Origin of the sequence: Paragemmobacter kunshanensis, assembly GCF_011059185.1 — a bacterium.
GTDB classification, from domain to species: Bacteria; Pseudomonadota; Alphaproteobacteria; order Rhodobacterales; family Rhodobacteraceae; genus Paragemmobacter; species Paragemmobacter kunshanensis.
This window is the reverse complement of the sequence record NZ_JAALFE010000031.1, coordinates 21,042-29,712: the sequence shown is the minus strand read 5'-3', so window position 1 is coordinate 29,712 and position 8,671 is coordinate 21,042. Positions and strand designations below refer to the sequence as shown.

Sequence of the window (8,671 nt, the reverse complement as noted above, 5' to 3'; positions counted from 1 at the left end):
CCAGAATGCTGCGGGTTCGAGGCTTGATCCACCCGACTTCGGCCGTTTGCGCGACGACAGACACCGCTCGGGGCGAAGAACGCTTGCCCAGCGAGCAAAATCAGGCGATCTTGAAGTCAAGCGGCAGGCCACTTGGGGAATGTCGGTGGACTATGTTTCTGCGTGGTTTCTGAAAGCCGCAGAATTTGGCCAGAGAACTAAAGCCGTTTCTGCATTTGTTGCAACCAACTCCATTTGCCAAGGGCAGCAGGTCTCAATTCTTTGGCCGCTAATAAAAAAGCTGAAACATGACATATGCTTCGCTTACACTTCATTTACTTGGGCAAATCTTGCCAGCCATAATGCGGGCGTCACAGTCGTCATCGTAGCCATATCCGCAGAGCAAATCCCCGATAAGCGCCTGTTCACTGTTGAGGGCAAAGGGGAAGTAACGGTCAGGGTGGTTCCGAACATCAACGCATACCTTGTGCCTGGGCCAGATACCATCGTCGAGGCCCGTCGAAAGCACATATCGGCATTGCCTGAGCTTGATCGAGGAAACTCCCTTCATCATCGTTTCCATCGCTCGCGCTGCAGGCTTGGGTAGTTGGTCTCGCACGAACTGCATTCGGTTCACGGAATTCGCGTAGGTCCCGGAGTGATTAGCGCAGCACTTTTGGATGACAAGTGACTTTTCTCCAACACTCATCTCATGCTTATGATTGAACAAACCATAAACATGGTGGAGTCTTGATATCTTGTGATTTGCACTCTCTACGGCTGCAAAGGGATCCTTTGCTTTGATTTCATCCGTGACAACAACTTGATCGAAGTTATCAGCGCAAATTTCACCAACTTCCTGACGATGATCATCTATACTATTCTTGTCCAAAATCCTCGTGCCGAATGCTCCAAGGTATTTTTCCTCGACCAAGTGTGCTTTTGATAGAATCGGTGTTATTACTTGAAACAAGTGGACATGCGGAAATATTTCCTTCCAAAAAACCTTTATGTCAAAATCGGCAGCGACGGGAGATTCAAAGAAAATCCTCAGGACAGTTCGGTGAATCCATTGTGGACTCAAGCCAAGGTTAATCAGGGATGCAACCAATTCGCGACAAAGAAAATCTAACTCCTCCTTCCCCCTGCTGCCAGGGGTCGTCAGGATGTCTTGAATTAGGTGAAAACATTTCAATGCGTATGGATATGGCTTCAGTTCTCCAGAAAGAACTGCCAATGCCCTAATTATCTGGATTGGCGATCTTTTGTCGATCTTAAAATATCGATCAACATCAATGCTCAAGAGGGAGCTAATAACAGAGTTTCCACGCATTCTTGACTCAAGCTCATCCAGAATGTGCAGGGCCCCAGGGAGAGCTTTATCGTTTTTAAGTGCATATTTTAACGCCTCAAGACACTCTTCTACCAATGTTGGCGGCGTGGTAGTGGGAGGTCTATGACTGTCGAGCGTATAATAAAATACAAGTTCATCCATGCGCTGAGCAAAGTAGATAAGTAATTCGCGCCCGGGAAGATTTTCCCACTGGTCAATATCTCGATATAGCACGCCACCTCACAAGCTTTGGACAACTTCTGTAGTTGAGTTGCTATCCCGCACTGAGGGGCGCAGGAGTACTCGCGTGACAACTTATAGGTGAAACGCTGGTTAGATCAATGCCCTCTGGATGACGTGCGCTCAGTTTCGAACTCTATTGCGTCCGTGACACGCCGCTTGCGGCCTGCTTGGCTGATTGGTCCCCAGTCCTTCTCTTGAAACATCTCGCTTAGCGATACCCCACAAGATTGTGCGTCCGGCCAAGGTAGGGATTTTCGGGCTTAAGCGTGTTGATTGAGCGGTAGAAAATGACGCAAGCCTACTGGGTATCGGAGTGGCCGCTAAGGGCCGCAACCGGCCTTTCGCTGCAAGCGGCCTGCAGGCCGGTCATCTTCTGCCTTCCTGCAGGCCCACAGGCAAACCGGGCGGCAAGGCGGCTGGCAAGGCACTGTCCGCCGCCTTACCCGCGCGGCCCTCCTCCGGCCCCTTCCTTGCCCAAAGGCGCGGCCCTCACTCCCCCGCCGGGTCGCCGCCGCACAGGCCCGCGGCATCCAGAAGCCCCGCCCCGAAGATCGGATCGCGCCCCTCGGCCCCCAGATCCCGCGCTGTCCCCGTCAGCGCCGCCGCCACCTCGCGCGGCCCCAGCGCGGGGTCGCGCGACAGCATCACCGCCGCCGCCGCCGTGACGAAGGGCACGGCATAGGAGGTGCCGTTCTTCCCCCGCGCCCCCCGGATCGAGGTCGCGGCCAGAAGCCCGACGCCCGGCGCGGCCAGGTCGACATGATCCCCCCGCTGTGCCGCGCGATAGATCCGCCCGCGCCCATCCACCGCCGTCACCGCCAGCACCCCGGGATGCGCCGCAGGCCAGGAAGGGGCCGCATCCGGCCCGCCATTGCCCGCCGCCGCCACGATCAGCGCGCCCCCCTTCTCCGCGCCATCCGCCCCCGCCTCGTCCCCCGGCCCCGTCAGCGCATCCAGCACCACCTCCAGCACCCGGTTCTCCGGCCCGGCCAGCGACAGGTTCATCACCCGCACCCCCCGCCCGGCCAGCAGATCGAGCCCCCGCAGCACCGAAGGCACATCCGCCCGCTCGTCGCCCCGGCTTTCGGAGAACACATCCACCGCAATGACTTCGGCCTCGGGGATCAGCCCCGGCACCCGGCTTCCCTCGGCCCCCACCAGAAGCGAGGTCACCGCCGTCCCATGCACCGCCCCCGAACGCGCGGCCCCCTCGGGCGTCAGGCGGATCACCTCCAGCCGCGCGCCCGCCAGGATGTCATGCCCCGCATTCACCCCCGTATCAATCACCCCCACCGGCACCGTCACGCGGCATGTCCCCCCCCGCGCGACCGGCCAGCCCACCAGCGTAAAGGCCCCGCAATTCTCATGCGCGCAGGTTGCCCCCGTCGCCGCCTGCGCGGTCGCCTCCGCTGCCGCGCCCTCCTCCGGACGGTAGAAATGGTTGAAATCGGCATCCTCCCCGCCCGGCAGGGCGCGCACCCGTGCGCGCGCCGCCTCCAGCCCCAGCGCGGGCGGCACCCGCAGCCGCGCCAGCCGCAGATCGGCCAGCGCCAGCGCCACCTCCTCGATCAGGTCAAATCCCTCGGCCTGCAATTGCACCAGCGCCTCGGGCGGCAGGTCCGTCACCACGATCTCGTCGGCGGCCGCCACCGGCGGTGGCGGCGCGGCCAGCACCGCCCGCCGCACCCGCCGCGCGCGGTCGCGCTCGCCGCCGCGCGTGATCCCCGGCCCGTCATCGGACTCGCCCCCATTGCCGTCATCCGATCCGCCGCCACCCTCCTGCGCCAGCGCCACGCCCCCCGGCCAATCGCCGACCTGCGGCCCCAGCGCCGCCAGGGGCAGGCAGATCGACCCCATGAGCAGCGCGCGCAGGAATATCTTGGTCATGTCGGGGGCCTCGCTCGGTCAGGGACAGGGTCATCGGACAATAACGCGCAGCCTCAGGGATCCATTCCCTGCCCCGGCGAAGAATCCGCATGCCCCCGATATAGCCCGCCAGCCCGCCCCGCCAGCAGGCCCTTCACCCCGCGCAGGTTTCAGCCAAGCGCATAGCCTGATCCCCGCACCGTGCGGATCGGATCCTCATGCCCATGCACACACAGCGCCTTGCGCAGGCGGCCCACATGCACATCCACCGTCCGCGTATCGACATAGATATCGCGCCCCCAGACCCGGTCCAGCAACTGCTCGCGCGACCAGACACGCCCGGGCTTTTCCATGAAGGCCGTGAGCAGCCGAAACTCCGTCGGACCCAGCTTCAGCACCTTCTCGCCGCGATAGACGCGATGCGTCTCGGTATCCAGCCGGATCCCGTCATGGTCCAGCACCACCCCCATGGTGGATGGCCGCACCCGCCGGATCTGCGCCCGCGCGCGGGCCATCAGTTCCACCATGGAATAGGGCTTGATCACATAATCATCCGCCCCGGTCTCCAGCCCGCGCACGCGGTCCACCTCATCGGCGCGGGCCGACAGCATGATCACCGGAATCCCCCGCGTCTCGGGGCGCATCTTCAGGCGCCGGCAGACCTCGATCCCCGAAACCCGTGGCATCATCCAGTCCAGGATGATCATGTCGGGATGATCCTCCTCCACCAGCAGCAGCGCATCCTCGCCATTGTCGGCCTGGATCACGTCGAACCCCTCGGCCTCCAGGTTATAGGCCAGCACCTCGCGCTGCGCGAATTCGTCCTCCACCAGGAGGACCCTGGGTTGCTGCACCATCGCGCGCTCCATCCTCATCGCCCGCCCGCCAGATCCGCACCCGCCCCATCCGCGCCGGGCAGCATCTCGGCCTTGGGCCGCTCCTCCCCGGGCAACGCGCCCGTCGCCAGATAGATCACCTGCTCGGCGATCGAGGTGGCATGATCCCCCACCCTCTCGATGTTCTTGGCGATGAAATGCAGATGCATCGCCGCGCCGATATTGCGCGGGTCCTCCATCATGTGGGTCAGCAATTCGCGAAACAGCGAATTGTACATCTGGTCCACCTCGCGGTCGCGCGCGCGGATATCCTCGGCCACCGCCACCTCATGCCCGATATAGGCATCCAGCGCCTCCTTCAGCCGCAGCACCACCGTCCGCGCCATCCGCTGGATCGAGGAGGACGTCCCCCCCAGGGGCCGCATCTCGGCCAGGACAAGCGACCGCTTCGCCAGGTTCTTGGCATAATCGCCCGACCGTTCCAGCGCCGCCGCGATCCGCATCACCGACAGCACCACCCGCAGATCGCCCGCCGTCGGCGCGCGCAGCGCCAGAAGCCGCGCGCATTCGGCATTGATCGTCTCTTCCAGCGCGTCGATGGCCCGGTCGCCCTGCTGCACCCGCACCGCCAGCGCCTCGTCCCGCGTCTCAAGCGCCTCGGCCGCATCCAGAAGCGCCTGCTCCACCAGCCCGCCCATCCGCAGCACATGCGCCTGCACCGCCTCCAGATCGCGGTCAAAGGCCGAAAGGATATGGGGTTCCTTCATCTCGCGTCCTCCCTCAGCCGATCCGGCCGGTGATATAGGCTTCGGTCCGGGGGTCGCGGGGATTGGTGAAGATCTGCCCCGTCTCGCCATATTCGACAAGGCTGCCCAGATGGAAGAAGGCGGTCTTCTGGCTTACCCGCGCGGCCTGCTGCATCGAATGGGTCACGATCACCACGCTGAACTGCGCGCGCAGCTCATCAATCAATTCCTCCACCTGCGCCGTGGCGATGGGGTCCAGCGCCGAACAGGGCTCATCCATCAGCAGCACCTCGGGGCTGGTCGCAATGGCCCGCGCGATGCACAGCCGCTGCTGCTGCCCGCCCGAAAGCCCGGTTCCCGGCGCATCCAGCCTGTCCTTCACCTCATCCCAGAGCGCGGCCTTCCGCAGGCTCGTCTCCACGATGGCGTCCAGCTCCGCCTTGCCGCGCGCAAGGCCATGGATGCGCGGCCCATAGGCCACATTGTCATGGATCGACTTCGGGAAAGGGTTCGGCTTCTGGAACACCATCCCCACCTTGGCGCGCAACTGCACCGGGTCGATGCGCGGATCATGGATATCCTGCCCGTCCAGCGTGATCCGCCCCTCCACCCGCGCGCTTGCCACCGTGTCGTTCATCCGGTTCAGACAGCGCAGGAAGGTCGATTTCCCGCAGCCCGACGGCCCGATGAAGGCCGTCACCGTCCGGTCGAGGATCGTCACATCCACATCCTTCAGCGCGTGCTTCTCGCCATAATGCACCTGCACGCCGCGCGCCTCGATCTTGCCCGTGACCTGTTCCACATCCCTCTCCACCAGTCGCATGTCGTTCATCTTCCCACCCCTCACCAGCGGCGTTCAAAGCGGCGCCGCAGCAGGATCGCGGCGACATTCATGATCACCAGGAACACCAGCAGCACGATGATCGCCCCCGAGGACCGCTCGATGAAGGCCGGGTCCGACCGCGACGCCCAGGAATAGACCTGCACCGGCAGCGCGGTGGCGGGGTCCATCACACCCCCCTCCAGCGGCCCCGCCGGAAAGTTGGTGACAAAGGCCACCATCCCGATCAGCAGAAGCGGCGCCGTCTCTCCCAGCGCCGAGGCAAGGCCCAGGATCGTGCCCGTCATGATCCCCGGCATGGCCAAGGGCAGCACATGGTGAAACACCACCTGCATCTTCGACGCCCCGATCCCCATCGCCGCATCCCGGATCGAGGGCGGCACCGCCCGGATCGCCGCGCGTGTGGCGATGATGATCGTGGGCAGCGTCATCAGCGAAATCACCAGCGCACCCACCAGGCTCGATGATTGCGGCAGGCCCATGAAGTTGATGAAAATGGCCAGCCCCAGGATGCCGAACACGATCGACGGCACGGCCGCCAGGTTCGAGATATTCACCTCGATCAGATCCGTCAGCCGGTTCTTCGGCGCGAATTCCTCCAGATAGATCGAGGCGGCCACCCCCACCGGCACCGTAAAGATCGCCACCAGCACCATCATGTAAAGCGACCCGATGATCGCCACGCCCAGCCCCGCCGCCTCGGGCCGCAGGTCCGATGCATCCGGCCCCGTCAGGAACCCCCAGTTGAACCGCAGGGACAGCATCCCCGCCGCCATCAGCCGATCCGCCAGATCCAGTTGCGCAGGCGTCACATTGCTGTCGCGCGCCGCGCTCTCGCGCGTCACCCGGCCCTTCAGATAGCCGTCGATCCGCCCCGTCGCATAGGCCGTCACCTCGATTGTCTGGCCCACCAGCGCGGGATCGGCCAGCACCCGGTCACGCAGCCGCGCCGCCGCATCGTCCGAGATCATCGCCGTCAGGTCCTTGTCGGTGATCCCCTCGCGGTCGATCCCACGCGCCTCCAGCGCCGCGATGAACCCCTGGCTCAGCAGCCGCTTGTAGCCGATGGTCGTCACCTTCCCCATCGCCGCCGGATCGCGCGTTCCCGCCTTGTCGACGATGGCCGCCTCCACCGTCACCGGAAAGCTGATCGTCGCCTGCCGGAAGGCCGGCGCCCCGTCGATCACGATGGTCGCCAGCATGAAGAACAGCGTCGCAAGGCTGATCGCGATGGCCGCGATCCCATAGGCCTTCATCCGCCATTCCCGCGCCCGCCGCGCCCGCGTCCGCGCCGATCCCGCCAGCAGCGACTGCCCCCGCGCCGCCCCGGGCGCCCCCGCCGTCACATCGCTCATTCGTATTGCTCCCGGTATTTCCGCACGATCCACAGCGCGAAGATGTTCAGACACAGCGTGATCACGAAAAGCGAGATCCCCAGCGCAAAGGCCACCAGCGTCTCGGGCGAGTTGAACTCCGTATCCCCCGTCAGCTGGCTCACGATCTTCACGGTGATCGTCGTCATCGCCTCGAAGGGGTTCAGGTTCAGCTGCGCCGCCGCCCCCGCCCCCATCGTCACGATCATCGTCTCGCCGATGGCCCGGCTCGCGGCCATCAGCACCGCCCCCACGATCCCCGGCAATGCGGCGGGCAGCACCACCTGCGCCACCGTCTCGGCCTTCGTGGCCCCCAGCCCCAGCGACCCGTCACGCAGGCTCTGCGGCACCGCATTGATGATGTCGTCGACCAGGGACGAGATGAAGGGCACGTTCAGGATCCCGATCACGATCCCCGCCGTCATCACCGACGATCCCGAATTCCCCAGCCCCATCGGCATGGCGATCCAGTCCCGCAGCAACGGCCCCACCGTCACCAGCGCGAAGAGCCCGAAGACCACCGTCGGGATCCCCGCGATCACCTCGATCAGGGGCTTCACCACCGCACGCACCCGCGCATCGGCGAATTCCGCCAGATAGATCGCGGCAAACATCCCCACCGGCACCGCCACCAGCATGGAAATCGCGCTGATATACAGCGTCCCCCACAACAGCGGCAGCAGCCCAAGCTGCGAATTGCCCGAGAAGTTGGGCGACCATGTCAGCCCGAAGAAGAAATCCGTCACCGGATAGAAACCGAAGAACCGGATGCTTTCCGAAAGCATCGACAGCACGATCCCCACCGTCGTCAGGATCGCGATGGTAGAGGCCAGCATCAGCAGCGCCAGCATCACCCGCTCCACCCGGTTGCGCGCGCGGAAGTCGGGGCCCGTCACCCGGATCGCATGGGCCAGCCCCGCCAGCGCCAGCCCCATCACCAGAAGGCTGCGCATCACCGCGCCCCAGTGCGCCATGGCCCGATAGGCCTGCGCCGCTTCCAGCGTCTCGGGCGCCACCTCCGCCCCCAGCGCCACCCCCGTCGCGGCCAGCCGGTCGCGCAGCGACCCCGCCGCCACATCCAGCCCCGCCACCTCCTCCGCCGTCATCGCGCCGCTGGCAATCGCCGCCTCCAGCCCCGCCGCGATCCGCCGCACATCGGCAAGGATCAGCGTCTCGGCCGCCTCATCCGCGATCATCGCCTGCGGGAAATACCCCCCCAGCCGCTCTTCGATCACCAGGGGCTGCCCGATCTGCCACAGCACCAGAAACAGCAATGCCGGCCCCGCCGCCATGATCGCGCCGTGCCAGCCGTAATATCCCGGCAGGGAATGCAGGCGGCGCGCATCGCCCCCCACCACCGCCAGCGCCCGCGCCCGGCACAGGACAAACCCCGCCACCGCCAGCACCGCCAGAAGACAAAGCGTCAGAAGAACCGACATCGCAGCCCATCGCTC

7 protein-coding genes are annotated in these 8,671 nt (G+C 64.5%); 1 reads left to right on the top strand and 6 read right to left on the bottom strand.

The genetic code is table 11. The features are described from left to right. Positions 1–139: 139 nt before the first annotated feature. Positions 140–586, top strand: coding sequence for a DNA methyltransferase (locus tag G5V65_RS22870; RefSeq protein WP_343162872.1), 447 nt, complete (start codon positions 140–142; stop codon positions 584–586). Between the two features lie 1,458 nt (positions 587–2,044). Here G5V65_RS22870 and G5V65_RS19675 read toward each other — a convergent pair. The 6 genes from G5V65_RS19675 to pstC form a co-directional block, all read right to left on the bottom strand. Continuing rightward, entirely contained in the window at positions 2,045–3,442 is a 1,398-nt protein-coding gene (locus G5V65_RS19675; RefSeq protein WP_165053760.1) for a S8 family serine peptidase, read from the bottom strand. A 149-nt stretch (positions 3,443–3,591) separates the two neighbouring features. Continuing rightward, a complete protein-coding gene (phoB, locus tag G5V65_RS19670; RefSeq protein ID WP_165053774.1) occupies positions 3,592–4,278 on the bottom strand; it encodes a phosphate regulon transcriptional regulator PhoB in 687 nt (228 codons plus the stop codon). Between the two features lie 14 nt (positions 4,279–4,292). Further along, positions 4,293–5,024 (bottom strand): phosphate signaling complex protein PhoU, encoded by a 732-nt coding sequence (gene phoU, locus G5V65_RS19665; RefSeq protein ID WP_165053743.1) that lies wholly within the window; start codon positions 5,022–5,024, stop codon positions 4,293–4,295. Positions 5,025–5,037: 13 nt separating this feature from the next. Then, complete coding sequence (gene pstB / locus G5V65_RS19660; RefSeq protein WP_165053740.1) at positions 5,038–5,835, bottom strand: phosphate ABC transporter ATP-binding protein PstB; 798 nt, start codon at positions 5,833–5,835, stop codon at positions 5,038–5,040. 11 nt (positions 5,836–5,846) lie between these two features. Beyond that, positions 5,847–7,199 (bottom strand): phosphate ABC transporter permease PstA, encoded by a 1,353-nt coding sequence (pstA, locus tag G5V65_RS19655; protein WP_165053738.1) that lies wholly within the window; start codon positions 7,197–7,199, stop codon positions 5,847–5,849. Beyond that, on the bottom strand, positions 7,196–8,656 hold the full coding sequence (gene pstC / locus G5V65_RS19650; protein WP_165053735.1) for a phosphate ABC transporter permease subunit PstC: 1,461 nt from the start codon (positions 8,654–8,656) through the stop codon (positions 7,196–7,198). Before pstC ends, pstA begins: the two co-directional genes overlap by 4 nt. Positions 8,657–8,671 lie beyond the last annotated feature (15 nt).